The 14,842-nt window shown below is 69.5% G+C and carries 11 protein-coding genes; 6 read left to right on the top strand and 5 right to left on the bottom strand.

Annotation, left to right across the window (positions count from 1 at the left end; translation table 11 throughout):
• Positions 1–85: 85 nt before the first annotated feature.
• Positions 86–3,223, bottom strand: coding sequence for a choice-of-anchor D domain-containing protein (locus GTZ93_RS37150; RefSeq protein ID WP_139923149.1), 3,138 nt, complete (start codon positions 3,221–3,223; stop codon positions 86–88).
• A gap of 158 nt (positions 3,224–3,381) precedes the next feature.
• Here GTZ93_RS37150 and GTZ93_RS37145 point away from each other — a divergent pair, with 158 nt between their 5' ends.
• The 4 genes from GTZ93_RS37145 (at position 3,382) to GTZ93_RS37130 (ending at position 10,463) form a co-directional block, all read left to right on the top strand.
• Positions 3,382–4,317, top strand: a complete 936-nt coding sequence (locus GTZ93_RS37145; protein WP_139923151.1) for an ADP-ribosylglycohydrolase family protein — start codon at positions 3,382–3,384, stop codon at positions 4,315–4,317.
• Between the two features lie 256 nt (positions 4,318–4,573).
• Complete coding sequence (locus GTZ93_RS37140; RefSeq protein ID WP_161663288.1) at positions 4,574–7,570, top strand: hypothetical protein; 2,997 nt, start codon at positions 4,574–4,576, stop codon at positions 7,568–7,570.
• 48 nt (positions 7,571–7,618) lie between these two features.
• Positions 7,619–10,207: a serine/threonine-protein kinase gene (locus GTZ93_RS37135; RefSeq protein ID WP_139923534.1), complete on the top strand. Its 2,589-nt coding sequence runs from the start codon at positions 7,619–7,621 to the stop codon at positions 10,205–10,207.
• A 25-nt stretch (positions 10,208–10,232) separates the two neighbouring features.
• Positions 10,233–10,463: a hypothetical protein gene (locus tag GTZ93_RS37130; protein WP_139923532.1), complete on the top strand. Its 231-nt coding sequence runs from the start codon at positions 10,233–10,235 to the stop codon at positions 10,461–10,463.
• On the opposite strand, the gene GTZ93_RS37125 is transcribed toward GTZ93_RS37130, so the two are convergent.
• The 4 genes from GTZ93_RS37125 to metF form a co-directional block, all read right to left on the bottom strand.
• Positions 10,430–10,729 carry a hypothetical protein gene (locus GTZ93_RS37125; protein ID WP_139923530.1) on the bottom strand — a complete coding sequence of 100 codons (300 nt, stop codon included), beginning with the start codon at positions 10,727–10,729 and terminating at the stop codon, positions 10,430–10,432. The genes GTZ93_RS37130 and GTZ93_RS37125 overlap by 34 nt on opposite strands.
• A gap of 93 nt (positions 10,730–10,822) precedes the next feature.
• Entirely contained in the window at positions 10,823–11,878 is a 1,056-nt protein-coding gene (locus GTZ93_RS37120; RefSeq protein WP_139923528.1) for a homoserine dehydrogenase, read from the bottom strand.
• On the bottom strand, positions 11,875–12,297 hold the full coding sequence (locus GTZ93_RS37115; RefSeq protein WP_120577397.1) for a hypothetical protein: 423 nt from the start codon (positions 12,295–12,297) through the stop codon (positions 11,875–11,877). The genes GTZ93_RS37120 and GTZ93_RS37115 overlap by 4 nt, the downstream gene beginning before the upstream one ends.
• The gene (gene metF / locus GTZ93_RS37110; RefSeq protein WP_120577398.1) at positions 12,294–13,166 is read right to left on the bottom strand and encodes a methylenetetrahydrofolate reductase [NAD(P)H]; all 873 of its coding nucleotides are present in this window, start codon (positions 13,164–13,166) and stop codon (positions 12,294–12,296) included. Before metF ends, GTZ93_RS37115 begins: the two co-directional genes overlap by 4 nt.
• Before the next feature lie 102 nt (positions 13,167–13,268).
• Between metF and gcvT the strand changes: the two genes are divergently transcribed.
• Positions 13,269–14,354, top strand: coding sequence for a glycine cleavage system aminomethyltransferase GcvT (gene gcvT / locus GTZ93_RS37105; protein ID WP_139918605.1), 1,086 nt, complete (start codon positions 13,269–13,271; stop codon positions 14,352–14,354).
• A 40-nt stretch (positions 14,355–14,394) separates the two neighbouring features.
• Positions 14,395–14,781, top strand: a complete 387-nt coding sequence (gene gcvH, locus GTZ93_RS37100; protein ID WP_139918607.1) for a glycine cleavage system protein GcvH — start codon at positions 14,395–14,397, stop codon at positions 14,779–14,781.
• Positions 14,782–14,842 lie beyond the last annotated feature (61 nt).

The raw sequence follows: 14,842 nt of genomic DNA, 5'->3' as shown, positions 1-14,842 counted from the left end.
AAACCTGTCCGACAGTCGGACAGCCGCGGCCCGCGGAAACCTGTCCGACAGTCGGACAGGTTCTGGCCGCACCGGGCCCGGGGGCCTAGCGGGCCCGCAGACCGCGACGGGCCCTTCGCCTGGCCAGCATCCACGCCGCCAGCACCCAGACCCCGCCGCTCCCGCCCACCGCGCAGCCGCTGCCCTCCACGGTGACGGCCTCGCCAATCCCCTCCACGGGAACGACCGTATGGCCCAGTCCGCCTCCGCTCGGCACCACGCGGACCTCGCCGCGCACCGTGCCCGTGCGCGTCGGATGGAACGTCACCGGGACGGAGGCGCGGCCACCGGCCGCGATGGCACCGCTCACCGCGCTCGCGTCCACGCGGAACGCGGCATCGGAGGAGGTCACCGCCACGGTGACGGGCACGTTGCCCGTGTTGACGAGCTCCAACGAAAGGGGCTGGCTGGTGGCGTCCACCCGCTGGTTGCCGAACACGATGGCTCCGGGCGTCACCGTCAGCCCCTGTGCCACGCCGGCCCCCTGCACCGTGATCATCAGCGGCGTGGAGGACGCATCGTGCCGCACCGCGAGCGACCCTGCGTAATCGCCCGGCCGCGGCGGCTCGAAGACGACGTAGAAGGGATGGCTGGTGCCGGGCCCCACGACATGGGGCAGCGGGAGCCCCGACAGGGAGAACCCGTCCACCGGATCCAGTCCCGTGATGGTGACAGGGCTCGTGCCGGTGTTGCGCAACTCCACGACGCGCTGCGAGGCCTCCCCGAGGAACTGGGAACCGAAGGTCAGCGCCGTCACGGAGGTTTCCATCGAGGCAGTGGTCCCGGTGCCCCGCAGCGTCACCTGGGCGGCGCTCGGCGCGTTGCTCTGGACCTCCAGCACGCCGTTCTCCGCGGTGGCCTCGGTGGGCTTGTAGCTGACCTGGAACGTGCGGTTTCCGAGTGGCGGCACGCTGGTGCCCACGTTGAGCCCTGAAACCTGGAACGGGCCGCTCACGTTCACCGCTGTCACGTTCAGCGACTCGCTCCCCATGTTGAACAGAGTGAGCTCCCGGGGCGGGCTCAGGCCCCCCAACCGCTGGCCGCCGAACTCCATCACGTCGCTCGCCATCCGGCCGACGGCCTGGAGCCCCTCTCCGTCCAGCTTCACCACCGTGGGAGACGACGGCGCGTTCGAGAACACACGGAGCACGCCGGTCGCGGCGCTGTCCTCGACCGGGATGAAGGTGACCTCCATGGTGAATGCGTCGCGCGGCGTGAGTTCCTTCGGCAGCTTCGGAAGCACCACCGAAAACGGCCCCGCCACCGCGATGGTGCTGAGGGTGAGCGTGTCCGTCCCCGAATTGACGATCGTCACCTGCACCGCCTTGCTGCTGTTCCCCACTTCCGTCCGCGCGAAGGACAGCGCCGAGGGAGTGGCGGTCAGCTTTCCTTCGACGCCTTGTCCGCTGAGCAGCACGGTCTGGGAGGAGCCACCCGGGCCGTCCGCGCTCAGCATCAGCTCCTGCGCGAACTGGGCGATATGCGGAGGCTCGAAGGTCACCTGGACCTGGGTCGTGGCGCCGGGGGCCAGGCTGAACCGTCCCGCGGGGGTCACGGCGAAGCCCGTGGGCGCCTGGATGGGCTCCACCACGAGCGTCCCGGCCCCCTCGTTCTTGAGCGTCAACGTCTGGGGCGCGCTCACGGAGCTGACCTCGCGCGAGCCGAACTCCAGCGCCGTGCCGCCATCGGACGCGGTGACCTTGAGCGCGGGGACCTCCACGCCCGTGCCGGTGAGCGCCACCTTCACGGCGGGGGTGCGCGGATCATTGCTCCGCAGGATGAGGTCCTTCGCGGCGCGGCCCGCACCCGGGGCGTAGGTCACCGTCAGGCTCGCCTGCTCCCGGGCCTGGATCGTCAGCGGAAGGCCGGACTCCACCGTGAACGGCGCCTCGACGTCGAAGGCGGTGAGGATGAGGTTGTCCAGGCCGTTGTTGCTGACCGCCAGCGTCTTGCGAACAGGGTCGACCCCCGCGGTGTGCACACCGAAGTCCAGCGAGGTCGCCGCCACGACGATGGCGGGTTCGATGCCCGTGCCATGCAGAGAGACCTCCGCGAGCGGCGTGGCGGACCCCTGGGCCTGGATGTACATCGGCAGGGACGACACTCCCGCCGTCGCCGTGAAGGTCACCGTGAGCGGGAGGACCGTCCCTGGCTGCACCACGCTGCCCCCCGGAGGCAGGCCGCTCACGGTGAAGGGAGCCTGCGTCAGCACGGCGGGAATCGTGAGCGGCAGGCTCCCCACGTTCTTCACCTGGAGGAGCAGGCTGCTGCTCGTGCCCACGCGCACGGCGCCGAAGTCGAGCGCGGCCGGCGCGAGCTCGAGCTTCGGGGCGCCGCCCGTCCCCTCGAGCTTGATCGGCAGGGATCCCTTGTCGGGGTCGCTGCTCAGCAGGCTCAGGATTCCCGAGTCCACGCGGTCGGCCGTGGGCGCGTACGTGACGGTCACGTCCAGGAACGCGCCTTCCTTGAGTGTGAAGGGCAGGGACACCGGTGTCAGCTTGAAGGGGAGGGGAAGCGACATGGCGTCGATGATCAGCGGGACGGCGCCCTCGTTGCTCAGCCTCACCTTCTGGGAGGCGGACGTGCCCACCGCGATCGAGCCGAAGGACAGGCTCGATGGATCGACCTTGAGCAGGGGCCGCCCCGTCCTCAGGCGGATCCGGGCGGCGGCGAAGCAGGTGGTCCGCTCCGAGCGCAGCGTGAGGGTATTGGTGTTGCCGTAGCGATAGCCGGGCATCCCCGTGGAGTCGGGCGCCTTGAAGCCGACTTCCGGCGTATTGCAGCCACCGCACACCCGGAAGGGATTCGGGGGCATGCTGAAGGCCCCCAGTTCCTGGCTGTTCAGCAGGACGGTCGTGAGTCCGCCGTCGTAGCCACGGCCGAAGAGTTCCACGTCGGCGGAAATCACGATCCAACCGGTCTTGACGGGATCCGTGAAGCTCCGGACCCCACCGTTCCAGTTTCCGGTGTTGTCCGAGCAGGCGTAGGACGGGTACTCGCAGGTGGGGCACTTCGCCGCGCCGTCCCACCTCAACTCGAAGTGGTAATCCTGTTGCACCAGCGAGGACTGCGCCCGCGAGGCTTCGCCAAACATCTCGGGCTCATCCGGCGCCTCGGGCTCCACGGTGGAGCAGGCGGTCAGGACAGACAAGCCAAGGACAAGCAGCAGGGGGAGCCGACGCATCCGGAGCGCCTCTCGTGAGGATGGGGAAGCCAGGCCCGAGAAAGAAGGGCGCGAGAGCTTCGCATGAACCGTGAACGCCGCGCGAGCCAGTCCCCTCTTTACGTTGATAGTGTCTTTGGTACACGATGGGTTGGCCCATGGACCTGGGAGGTTGGGGAATGATGAACCGCGAGGAGCGCATTGCGGGAGGGCTGTACGGGTTGCTCATCGGTGATGCGTTGGGCGTCCCCTATGAGTTCCACCGGCCGGAGACGATTCCGTCTCCCGAGGCCATCGAGTACACGCCGCCGCCGGGATTCGACCGGGCGCACGACCGCGTCCCCCCGGGGACGTGGTCGGACGACGGTGCCCACGCGCTGTGCCTGCTGGACTCCCTGACGTATCAGAAGCGGCTCGACTGCGAGGACCTGGGCCGGCGGCTGGTGAACTGGCAGGACTGGGGCTACCTCGCCGTGGATGGCGATGTGTTCGACGTGGGCATCCAGACCAGCACCGCGCTGCGCCGGTTGCGCGACGGCAGCCCGGCAATGCTCGCGGGGCCCAACGGCACCATGGACAACGGCAATGGCTCGCTGATGCGCGTGCTACCCCTGGCCCTGTGGCACCAGGGCAAGGACGCGGCGCTCGTCTCGGATGCCATGGCTCAATCGCGCGTGACACATGGCCACGTGCGCGCCCAGGTGTGCTGCGCGCTGTATTGCCTCTGGGCCCGCCGCATCCTGGAGGGCGCCGCGGACCCCTGGGCCGAAGCCGTGGCCACCTTCCGCGACCTGTACGTGGAAGGCTTCCCGCAGCGGGAGGAACTGGAGGCCCACATCCGCCCGGACGACCCGGCACCGGGAACGGGCGGCGGCTACGTCGTGGACTGCCTGCGCTCCGCACGCGCTTGCGTGGCGAACGGGAAGACCTACGAAGAGGTCGTCAAATCCGCCATCCGGCTGGGCCGCGACACGGACACGACCGCCTGCGTGGCGGGCGGCATCGCGGGTCTCATCCACGGCCTGAACGGGATTCCGCACCGCTGGCGTTCGCAGCTGCGCGGGCAGGAGCTCGTGGACCCGCTCCTGGAGCGGCTCATGAAGTCGCTGGGCTGAGACGTCACTGGGATGTGTGAGCCGGGCGAGCGCCTGTGCGCTGTGAGGACTCCACTCCTTCCAACTTGCCGGATGTTGGAGTGGAGCCACGCGGCACTCGAAGGATTTCTTGGGATGCGGGCCGGGCCATTCCCTCTTTGCCCCTGAGAGCTCGGGGATGACCCGAGCCGCCTCCCGCTGACCTGGCGTTTCCGTCCACCCCACTGGACCCACGTGTACCTCCGGGCATGCGTATGCCCGCCCACCGGAGTTCCCCATGGCTCGCGTCGATGAGAAGAAGCCGGTCGTCGTTCCGCCGCCGCCCCCCAAATCGGAGGCGCCCCAGGTCGAGCCGAAGGTGAAGGCCGCCAAGGACTTCCAGAAGGTGGCCCAGCGGCGGCGCGAAGACGCGGCGGTGGGGCAGCAGAAGGCGCATCAGGACGCGACGACGGCCAAGAAGGCCGCGGACGCGGACAAGGTCGCGCAGGCGCAGAAGCGCGAGGCCAGGGAGGACTTGGACCGGGCCCTTGGCAAACGGGATTCGCAGCAGACGCAGCAACTGGACCGGGGCTCCCGCCCGGGAGACGCCGAGCGCCAGAATGCCACCGACCGGAGGGTCGAGGAGTCGCAGGCGAAGTTCGACAAGGCCTCCACTCGCGCCGACAAGACCGCTCGCACGGCGCGGGAGGCCAGGGAGACCGCGGACACGTCCTGGCGCGCGGCCCACGACACGGCCAACGCCGCGCTGGAAGCGGAGCGGAAGGCCAATACGAAGGCGAAGGAAGCGGGACTCACGCAGCCCTACCCGGATGCGAACAAGGTCCGGGACGTCTTCGATGCGGGGAGCCTGGACCCAAAGGCGCAGGAGCGGCTGTTCGGGACCCGCGCGGCGGTCACGCCACAGGAGGCCGCGAAGGAGGACGTGAAGCGCGTCGCCGAAGCCACCCAGCGCAGTCCCCGCGAGGGCGCCGAGGAACTCCAGCGTCAGCTCGAGCAGGGACACGACCCTGTCTACCGCCAGTCGCTCGTGAAGGAGAGCGCGCCGCAGACAGAGAAGATGGCGGCGTCCCTGGCGGACTCGTACGTGCGCCCCGAGGACACGAACGCCACCGTGAAGGCCCTCGCCCAGAGCGCGTCGCTGGCGGGGCCGGAGGCGCGCAAGGAACTGGTCCGACAGCTCCTCCAGAATGAGCGAAGCCATGGCACGCTCGGCCAGGCGCTGAAGGCCAACGCGAAGGATCCCAAGGTGGTGGAGCTCGGCGCGGAGGCGAGCCGTCAGCACCGCGCGGCGGGCCGTCAAGAGGCCGCGGACGCCATCTCCGACATCAGCCCCGAGTTCAAGGCCAGCGCCCCCGAGACCCGCCAGGAAGCGGCGCTGCGCGAGGAGGTGGCCCTCCACACGGGGCTTGAGGAGAAGGAGGCGGTGGATGCCGCGCAGGAGCAGACCGACACCCGGGCCCGTGAACGGGCCCGGGAGCTCCTCGACCTGGCGGGCAAGGACCCCAAGGACCTGCCCCCGGGCATATCCGTGGAGCCAGGCTCGACGAAGAACCGCGCCGTCCTGGTCCAGAAGGACAAGGAGGGGAAGGTCGTCGAGCGCACCGAGGCCCGTGTCGAGGGGGGCAAGGTCGCCCTGGACAGCACCCGGTACGACCAGGGGCGCGCCGAGCGCAGCATCGTGGAGAGCACGGGCGTGGGCACCGACACCTCCACCACCGTCACCCAGGGCACGTCGTACTTCCAGGAAGGCACTCCGCTGCGGGTCACCGAGACGCAGAGCAAGGTGCTGGAGTCGCCCGCGGAGGGGAAGCGGGCTCCGACGACGGACGACCTGAGGAAGGTCCGCGAGGAGTCGAAGGACGCGGACAGCTCGCCGAAGACGTGGACGCTGGAGAAGAGCAAGCCCAACGAGCTGAACACCCAGGTGTTCGTCGAGGGGCAGCCTGACCTGACGGTCACCACCCGCAAGAAGGTGCAGGGCGACACCGTCACCGAGACCTCCGAGGGCAAGGTCCCGAACCCGGATGGCAAGGGCGGCCTGGTGGACATCCAGGGCACCACGTCCCGGACCTACAACGCGAAGGGCCAGGTCACGTCCTTCCACTCGGACCAGACGGACGCGAACGGCGCGCGGACGGTGCAGGACTACGCACGCACCGAAACACGCAACAAGAGGGGTGAGCGGGAGGTCACCGAGCGTGCCACGCGCAGCGAGACGCCCCGGGGCGGCCCTTCGCTCACCACCCAGCACGAGCAGACGTCTGTCCTCACGGACAAGGGCCCTCAGCTCACGCGCGCCTCGTTCTCCGTGACCGGTCCGGAGGGGAGCGCCCGGGCTTCAATCGCGGAGGGCGAGGGCACCCGGCTCACCGTCAATGGCAAGCAGGTCAAGACCGCCGACGACCTCCAGAAGCTCCCCAGGGAGCAGGGCGCGCTCGGCGCTCTCAGCATGGATGGGCTGTCGCAGCAGGTGAGTGACTTCAGCAAGACGGCGGCACTCTGGGACGGCAAGCCGAACGCCCCTGAGGCCGGGTATGGGCGGCCTGACCCCGCGGCCATCAAAGCCGCGGAGAGCACCAGCGCGTACGGTCTCTTCCTCCTGAAGAAGGAAATCACCACCGACAACCACAAGAAGCTTGGCATTGGCGACCCGTCCGCGATCAAGGACCGGGCCAGCTGGTCCAAGCGGCCGGAGTTCACCAAGCAGGCTCTTTCCATCAGCCTGAACCCCGAGCAGCGCCTTACGGGTGGAGCCTCTGGCGCCCTCCAGGCCGGCGCGGGCCTCCTGACCGCCTGGGCTGGCGGACGGCAGCTCCTGAACGGCCTGAGCCAGGGGAACCTGACCCAAGAGCAAGCCGTCACCGCGGCCAAGTCACTCGGGATGGGGGGGTGGGACCTCTATTCCGGTGGGTTGGCTCTGGCGACGTCGCTGAGCGGCAAGGGCAAGGGGCTCTCCCTGGGCTCATTGGAGGGCCGGCGCAACCCGGCCATTGCCGGAGCGCTGTCCGCGAGGGCCTCCGCGGGCCTGGGGGTGGTCACGGGGGGCTGGGACATCTTCCAGGGCGTCCGGGCGGATGATCCGTGGAGGATTGCCCAGGGGGCGGTGACGGCTGGCGGCTCGGCTGCGGGCTACTTCGCGACGGCCGCGGCCGTGGGAGCCTTCGGTGGCCCGGCGGGCGTGGCGGTGGGCCTGGGCATCGCCGCCATCACCCTGGGCGCGAGCTCCGCCATCAACGCCCACAAGCAGCGCGCCATCGCGGACCAGCGCATTTGAGCCTTCGGATGGTGACCCCTGGAGCTGATCGGCAGGAGGAGCGGAACGATGAAAACACAGCAAGGTTCCAATGCCAGAATCCGCCGCGTGCGCGTGGGTCCCATCAACCACATCCACATTGCTGGCGTCATCGATGAGACGTTCCCGCTGACGTCGTCCTCGCCAGACCTGGATGGGTTCATCATCGTCGACCTCGGCCGGGTGGAGCGAATCAGCTCCTTCGGTGTGCGGAGATGGGTGGAGTTCGTCAGCAAGCTGCCTCCGGGAGGCCTGTCGCTCTCCGTGGTCAACGCGCCACCGGTGATGGTGGACCAGCTCAACATGGTGGAAGGCTTCGCCGGCGTGTCGCGGGTGCTGTCGGTGCTGGCACCCTTCGCGTGCCGCGCCTGCGGCAAGGGCCGGTTGCGCCTGGTGGAGCTCCGGTCGGAGGCTCCCAGCCTCGCCGAGGGCCGGGTCCCCGGGCATGCCTGCCCGGTGTGCGCCGGCACGCTGGAGTTCGCGGAGCAGCCGAGCGAGTTCTTCGACTACGTGAGGCATCAGCAGCCCGGCACGGTGGAGCCGGTGGTGATGGGCTACCTGCGCGCCGCCACGCCGGGCGCGTCCTTCTCGCTCCCCACGCCCCTGAAGATTCTCCAGGACGACATCACGTACATCACCCTGGCCAGCGAGCTGAAGGGGAGCCTGAACGTGCGACGGTTGGCCTCGGGCCTGGACGGGCGCGTCGCCTTCGACTTCTCCCATGTCACCCGAGTGGAGCCCCAGGCGGTTCCCAAACTGGAGCAGGTGCTGGCCACGGCGGCGCAGGGCGCCAAGGTGGTGCTGTGCCGGGTGCCACCGCCGGTGCTGGGCGCGCTGACGCGCTTCACCCAACAGCTCACCGCGCGGATCGGCACGTTGTGGTTGCCGTGCGAGTGTCGCGACTGCGGCCACTCGCACTACCAACGCGTCCTGGCCTCCGAGTACCTGTCCAGGCTGCGCGCCAATGACAGCCTCGAACGAGAGTGCCCCGTCTGCGGCGGGACCGCGCGCCTGCCGTCCCTTCCCCAGTGGGGGCCGCTGCTGCGCCGCTCGTCGCTGGTAAAGCAGCCGCTGGAAGACATCGAGGCGCTCGAGCCGCGGGCCCTCAGCCAGTGCCTGTTCGGCCCCCTTCACCTGGCGCCAAACGCCAGGAGTGATAGCCCGGACCTCGGCGGCTCCATGGGAGGAGCCACCCGGGTGCAGATCATCCGCCGGTTGGGGCAGGGCGGCATGGCCGGGGTGTTCCTCGCCAGACGGGTGGGCGTGAAGGGGTTCGAGAGTTTCGTGGTGATGAAGAAGCTCCTCCCGCAGCTCGCGGAGAACGCGGAGTTCGTCGACATGCTCTTCGCCGAGGCGCGTGCCAATGCGCGCCTCACGCACCCCAACATCGTGCAGACGTTCGACGTGGGCATGAACGACGGCGCGGCGTGCATCCTCATGGAGTACGTGCGTGGCCCGGATCTCCAGAGGTTGATGAACGAGCTGCGGCGCAAGGGAATCGTCCTCCCCATCGAGCACGCGCTGCGCATCGTCGCCGAGACCGCCGCGGGCCTGCACTACGCGCACAGCTACGTGGACCCGGCCGGTGTGCCCCATCCGGTGGTGCACCGCGACGTGAGTCCCCACAACGTCCTTGTCTCGCTCGACGGCGCCATCAAGCTGAGCGACTTCGGCATCGCCAAGGTGCAGGGCGAGGGGAACACCCAGGCGGGTGTTCTCAAGGGGAAGATCGCCTATCTCTCCCCTGAGGCCGTCGTGGGCCAGCCCCTGGACGCGCGCAATGACGTGTTTGCCCTGGGCGTGGTGCTCTTCGAACTGCTCACCGGCCAGGTGCCCTTCAAGCGCGACAACAACGCGGCCACGCTCAGCGCCATCGTGCGGGAGCCGGCGCCCGTGCCGTCGCGACTCGAGCCGGGCATCCCCCGGGATGTGTCGGAGCTCATCCTGCGCGCACTCGTGAAGGATCCTGCGCGTCGCACGCCATCCGCAGCGGCCATGCGCGAGGAGATCGAGGCGGTGATGGCACACCACCGGCTCAACTCGTCGGCGGCGGCCGTGGCCCGGTTCTTCAAGGCCTCGCTGGGCGACTGGCTCGCGGAGTTCGGACCCACCCGGGAAGGTCCGTTCATGGGCGCGCTCCCGAGCATGGGAGAGCCGCTGCGCACGGGCTCTGGCGGTTCGCCTCGTGTGCACGCGGACCCGCGCCCCCGGCCGGGTGCCGGACCGCATGGAACCGTGCCGCGCAGAGGCCTGGCTCAAGGGCCCGCCGCGACCGCCTGCACCAGCCCAGCTCTCGCGGCCCGGCCCGCCGGGGCTCCGGCCAGGGCCCGGGCGAGACCCGCCACCTCCAGGCCCTCGCCGCTCAAGTGGGTGGTCATGGGCGTCATCGGGCTCGTGGTTGTTGTTGGGGTCGGAGTGGTGGCTCCCAGGCTGCTCTCGGGTGGAGGCGTCGAGGTGAACGACCGCGAGCGGGTTGAGCCGAGACGGCCAGGAGGGGGACGCGAGGGTGATGGGCGTCCTGGCGACGCAGACGCCTCAGGCCGCTCAGCGGAGAGCTCAATCCGTCGGCATGCCGTGGGCGTGGCGCCACCCCTCCGTGTCACGGAGCGCGCCCACTGATGTCGTCTGCCGCTGACTGGCGTCGATGACCCGGCTGGCGGCGGACGGTGACGGGGTCGACGTGGAGGTCCAGACCCGCGCGGCCTTGCGACGGCTGGGGCTCGGTACGCCGACGATGCTCGCGGACCCGAGCGACACGATGGACCACCACCCTGGCCGCGACGCGCGGATGAGACGCGATGCCCCCGGACCTGCTCCGTCCGGGGGCCGCGCGGACGGGAACTACAGCGACTGGACCTGCTCGGAGGCCGTCTGAGGCTGGCTCTGGGGCGCGCACGCCAGGAGCTCCTCCGCGGGGGCTTCGCTCACGACGCTGGCAGTGCTGGCGAACGGGCAGCCGCACCACGCGGTCCAGAGCACCACGCAGCAGGGAGCAGGGCCGCAGACGGAGCACTTATCTCCCTCTTCGACGGGCGCCTGCACCGAGGAAACCTGGGTGTCTTCCGCCGCGAACGTGGGCGCCGCGAACAGCATCAGGAGGGAAGCCATCTTCGGGAGGTCGGAGCGTCGGAGCAGCTTCATGGTGTACCTCGGGGGGAACGGCGTGTCGGGTCCACGCCGGTGGGACCCAGGAGCTTCGCACATCTTCCCCGTGGCCCGTGACGCCCCCGCCCCTCAGTCCGGGAAGATCTCCAGCACGTCCTTCAGCATCGCCGCGCCCGTGCCCCGCGCGCCCTGCTCACCGTTGATGACGGTGTTCACGCCGTGCAGGTCGCTGCGGAACACCGCGCCCATCTCCATCGCGCCCAGCCGGGCCAGGGGATGGGCCGAGTCCACCGCGGTGGGCCGTACGCTCCACTCCCACTGCTCTCCGCCCACGGGCTCGCCGCGCGCCAGCAGCAGCACCTGGCCGCCCTTCGCCTTCGCCGCGTCCAGCTCCGCGCGCGTCACGCCGCGCATGCCCGTCACGGCCACGTCCTTCAGCATCGTCGGCACGCGCATCACCGCGTTGGCCAGGATGACCAGCTTGCCCGCCGTGTCCCAGCCATCCACGTCCAGCGTGGGATCCGTCTCCGCGATGCCCAGCGCCTGCGCCTCCGCCAGCGCGGCCTCGTACGTCCTGCCCTCCGCCATGCGGCACAGCAGCAGGTGGCTGGTGCTGTTGAGCACGCCCTCGAACCGGCCCAGCTTTCCCAGCGCCAGGTCCCGGCGGCCCACGTTCACCAGTGGCATCGACGCGCCCACCGCCGCGCTGAAGCGCAGGGGAGGGCGGCCCGGCGACTCCAGGTCGCTCATGCCCGCCAGCTCCTGGAACCCCAGCACCAGCGGCCCCTTGCTCGCGAGCACCGCCGCCATGCCTCGCGACAGCGCGTCCCGCGTGATGTCCAACCCGGGCTGTCCGTCCTGGAAGCTCGTGGGCGTGGCCTCCAGCAAGAGGTCCGCCTTCACCTCGCGCACCAGGTCTCGCCCGCTCAACCCCGGACGCCCCTCCACCGGCAGCGACGCCACGGAGTGCCGTGCCCGCTTCACCGCCAGCACCGCGCCGATGTCCAACCCGTTCGGCGACACCGCCGCGCCGCCCGAGTCCGCCAACCCCACCGGCAACAGCTCCAGCCGGTAGCGCTCCATCAAGAGAGACGCGCGCGACTGGATGATCTCCAGGAGCGGCACGCCCACGTTCCCAAGGCCCGTGAGCAGGAAGCGCACCGTGCGGACGGCGCGCGGATTCATGGTGCGAAGGCCTCGCGCACCCCGTCACGGCGCAGCGTGAAGAGCATCCACACCGCCACCGGCACGCCCACGAAACAGCCGGGCGTCAGCGTGTACATCGCGCAGATGGCGCCCACCGTCGCCAGGCCGTACCCCTTGAGGTTCATCGCGTTCCACGCGCCCCAGACGGCGAGCACCCCGCAGAGGATCCCGCCCAGGATGGCCAGCGTGAAGCCAGTCGTGAACTCCAGCACCACCGGCGCCTGCCCCGGCGTCGAGAAGGGCGACGCCACCTTCAGCGCCGCCAGCAGCCCGCCGAGCAGGCTGAAGGTGACGTGCAGCACGCCCACGACGAGCAGGAAGAACGCCGGGAAGCGCACGATCTGGAAGATCTTGATGCGCGGGTCGCCCGACTCCAGCTGAGGACCAGGACCGCTCATGACCGCCCCTTCAGCGCGCCCACGATCATCCGCGTCGCGGGAGACTTGTTCAGCGTGTAGAAGTGGATGCCCGGCACGCCGCGCGCGAGCAGCTCCATGCACTGCACCGTGGCGTGCGCGACACCCAGCTGCACGACGGCGTCAGGCTGATCCTTCACGCGCTCCATCTGCAACGCCAGACGCATGGGCACTGTCGCGCCACACATGCGCGTGAAGCGCTGGACCTGCTCGTAGTTGGTGATGGGCATGATGCCGGGAACGATGGGGACGTTGATGCCCGCCCGCCGCGCCCGCTCCACGAAGTCGAAATAGAAGGCGTTGTCGAAGAAGAGCTGCGTCACCACGAAGTCCATCCCCGCATCCACCTTGGCCTTCAGGTGCTTGAGGTCGTCCTCGCGCGACGCCGTCTCCACGTGGCCCTCCGGATAGCACGCACCCCCCAGGCAGAAGTTGAAATCCTCTTCTCGAACGAATCGGACCAACTCCTCCGCGTAGCGGAAGCCCCCGGGCACGGGCTCGAACGTCGCCTGCCCCAGCGGCGGGTCCCCTCGCAGCAGGAGCACGTTCTCGATGCCTGCCGCGTCGAGCCGGCGCAGCACGTCACGAAGCTCGTCGCGGGTGTGTCCCACGCACGTCAGGTGCGCCATCGCTTCGATGCCGGTGTGCTTCTTGATGTGCGTGACCAGGTCCACCGTCCGGTCGCGCGTGCTCCCGCCCGCCCCGTACGTCACCGACACGAATCCCGGCTCCAGCGGCGCAAGCTCCTCCACCGTGCGCAGGAGCGAGGCCACGCCCGCGTCCGTCTTGGGAGGAAAAAACTCGAAGGAGAAGCTCGGCTTGGAGGGGTTGAGGCAGTTGCGAATCTTCATGTCGGGAGGAGTTTAGTCCCTTCCGCGTCGGCCTTGATCGGAGAAGGTGCGCCGCTATAGTCCGCGCCGTTTCGCCACCCCCTGCCCATCATGGAGAAGTCAATGACCCGGCGTACGCCCCTCAACGAGGCCCACCGCAAGCTGGGGGCCCGCATGGTCGACTTCGCCGGCTGGGACATGCCGGTGCAGTACTCGTCCCTCACCGCCGAGCACGAGGCCGTGCGCACCGCTGTCGGCCTCTTCGACGTCTCCCACATGGGCGAGATTGAGTTCACCGGCCCGGGCGCCCTGGAGACCGTGAACCGGCTCATCTCCAACGACCTCGCCCGCTGCCAGGACGGTCAGGCCGTCTACGCGGGCCTGCTCAACGACCTGGGCGGCTTCGTGGACGACGTCGTCGCCTACCGCTTCAGCCCCGAGCGCATCCTCATCTGCGTCAACTCCAGCAACCGCGAGAAGGACTTCGCCTGGATGAACGCGCGCGCGGAAGGCGTCAAGCCCGTGGACAAGAGCGACGACTACGCGCAGATCGCCATCCAGGGTCCCAAGGCCGTGGGGCTGGTGCAGCGCCTGACGAAGTCGGACCTGTCCCAGGTGGGCACCTACCGCTTCACGGAAGGGGAGGTCGCTGGCGTGAAGGCCATCATCTCCCGCACGGGCTACACCGGTGAGGACGGCTTCGAGCTGTACTGCGCCGCTGGCGACGCCGTGAAGCTCTGGGACGCGCTCCTGGAGGCCGGGCAGCCGGACGGCGTGAAGGCCTGCGGCCTGGGCGCGCGCGACTCGCTGCGCACGGAGATGAAGTACGCGCTGTACGGCAACGACATCGACGACGCGCACACCGCCCTGGAGGCGGGCCTGGGGTGGATCGTCAAGCTGGACAAGGCGGGCGGCTTCATCGGCAAGGACGCGCTCGCCGCGCAGAAGGCCGCGGGCGTGCCGCGCAAGCTGGTAGGCTTCGAGCTCACCGACAAGGGCATCCCCCGCCACGGCTACTCCGTCCTCAAGAACGGTGAGCGCGTGGGCGAGGTGACGAGCGGCACCATGGGCCCCACGGTGAAGAAGTCCATCGGCATGGCCTACGTGCCGGCGAACCTCGCCGCCGAGGGCTCCACCTTCGACGTGGACATCCGCGGACGCGCCGTGCCCGCCATCGTCGTGAAGACCCCCTTCCTCAAGAAGTCCTGATTCCCTTCCTTCCACACCTGTTGTGAGGAGCTGAACCCCCATGGCCGACAACGTCCCGCAGGACCTGAAGTACACCCAGGAGCACGAGTGGGCCCGTGTCTCGGGCAAGATCGTGGTGGTGGGCATCACCCACCACGCCCAGCAGACGCTGGGCGACATCGTCTACGTGGAGCTGCCCAAGCTGGGCGCCCAGGTGACGGCCGGCGATTCGTTCGGCACCGTCGAGTCCGTCAAGGCCGTGTCGGAGCTGTTCGCACCCATCTCCGGCAAGGTGGTGAAGGTGAACGATGAACTCGTGGCCTCGCCCGAGGACATCAACACGGAGCCGTACGGGGACGGGTGGCTGGTGGAGATCGAGCTCTCGGACGCCGGGCAGCTGAGCAACCTGCTGGACGCCGCCGCCTACGAGAAGCTCATCAAGGAGTAGTCCCGCGCGCGCAAGAAGTCGGGCGTCCCGGTTGTTAGAGACGCTCCATGGAGTGCCGAGC

Origin of the sequence: Corallococcus exiguus, from assembly GCF_009909105.1 — a bacterium.
GTDB classification, from domain to species: Bacteria; Myxococcota; Myxococcia; order Myxococcales; family Myxococcaceae; genus Corallococcus; species Corallococcus exiguus.
The sequence above is the reverse complement of the archived record's forward strand: the minus strand, read 5'-3'. Positions and strand labels throughout refer to the sequence as shown.

Excerpts from the sequence above, each read along its gene's own strand:
- GTZ93_RS37120 (WP_139923528.1), bottom strand. The coding sequence starts at position 11,878 with ATGAATCCGCGCGCCGTCCGCACGGTGCGCTTCCTGCTCACGGGCCTT.
- metF (WP_120577398.1), bottom strand. The coding sequence starts at position 13,166 with ATGAAGATTCGCAACTGCCTCAACCCCTCCAAGCCGAGCTTCTCCTTC.
- GTZ93_RS37135 (WP_139923534.1), top strand. The coding sequence starts at position 7,619 with ATGAAAACACAGCAAGGTTCCAATGCCAGAATCCGCCGCGTGCGCGTG.
- gcvH (WP_139918607.1), top strand. The coding sequence starts at position 14,395 with ATGGCCGACAACGTCCCGCAGGACCTGAAGTACACCCAGGAGCACGAG.
- GTZ93_RS37140 (WP_161663288.1), top strand. The coding sequence starts at position 4,574 with ATGGCTCGCGTCGATGAGAAGAAGCCGGTCGTCGTTCCGCCGCCGCCC.
- GTZ93_RS37130 (WP_139923532.1), top strand. The coding sequence starts at position 10,233 with ATGACCCGGCTGGCGGCGGACGGTGACGGGGTCGACGTGGAGGTCCAG.
- GTZ93_RS37150 (WP_139923149.1), bottom strand. The coding sequence starts at position 3,223 with ATGCGTCGGCTCCCCCTGCTGCTTGTCCTTGGCTTGTCTGTCCTGACC.
- GTZ93_RS37115 (WP_120577397.1), bottom strand. The coding sequence starts at position 12,297 with ATGAGCGGTCCTGGTCCTCAGCTGGAGTCGGGCGACCCGCGCATCAAG.
- GTZ93_RS37145 (WP_139923151.1), top strand. The coding sequence starts at position 3,382 with ATGATGAACCGCGAGGAGCGCATTGCGGGAGGGCTGTACGGGTTGCTC.
- gcvT (WP_139918605.1), top strand. The coding sequence starts at position 13,269 with ATGACCCGGCGTACGCCCCTCAACGAGGCCCACCGCAAGCTGGGGGCC.
- GTZ93_RS37125 (WP_139923530.1), bottom strand. The coding sequence starts at position 10,729 with ATGAAGCTGCTCCGACGCTCCGACCTCCCGAAGATGGCTTCCCTCCTG.